The organism is Rhodococcus sp. A14, assembly GCF_011603105.1.
GTDB classification, from domain to species: domain Bacteria; phylum Actinomycetota; class Actinomycetes; order Mycobacteriales; family Mycobacteriaceae; genus Rhodococcus_F; species Rhodococcus_F opacus.
The window spans coordinates 1-410 of the sequence record NZ_JAAOQS010000337.1 but is presented as its reverse complement, the minus strand read 5'-3'; the positions used below and the strand labels follow the sequence as shown (position 1 = coordinate 410).

Below are 410 nucleotides of genomic sequence, written 5' to 3'. Positions count from 1 at the left end.
ATTTTCGGCGGTTCCGGCTTAGAACCCCTGTCTGTGACACGACTGCTGCGGGCCTTCAAAGATCGATCATGAGCGCTTCCCATTGAGACAAACCACGCTGTCGCTACGTTGCCTCATGCCGGCATCAAATTCGGCTGAGTAGCGTCTCGCCATCTGGACGTAGCTCACCCTTGGGTGAAACATGCCGATACAGGGTCTGCCGCGTGACGCCAAGTTCCTGGCACAGGTCGCCGACCTTGGTCTCTGGCTGACCCATTGCCGCCATCGCCAGCCGCAGCTTGGCGGCGGTCATCTTGAACGGCCGGCCGCCTTTCCGCCCGCGCGCGCGGGCCGAGGCTAGGCCGGCAATCGTGCGCTCCGCGATCAACTCGCGCTCGAACTCGGCCAGGGCGGCGAAGATGCCAAAGACC

At 63.2% G+C, this 410-nt stretch carries 1 protein-coding gene; it reads right to left on the bottom strand.

The genetic code is table 11. The annotated features are described in order from the left end of the window. Positions 1–124 precede the first annotated feature (124 nt). A partial coding sequence (locus tag G9373_RS45745) for a helix-turn-helix domain-containing protein (RefSeq protein ID WP_167121424.1) occupies positions 125–410 on the bottom strand: 286 nt, incomplete at its 5' end.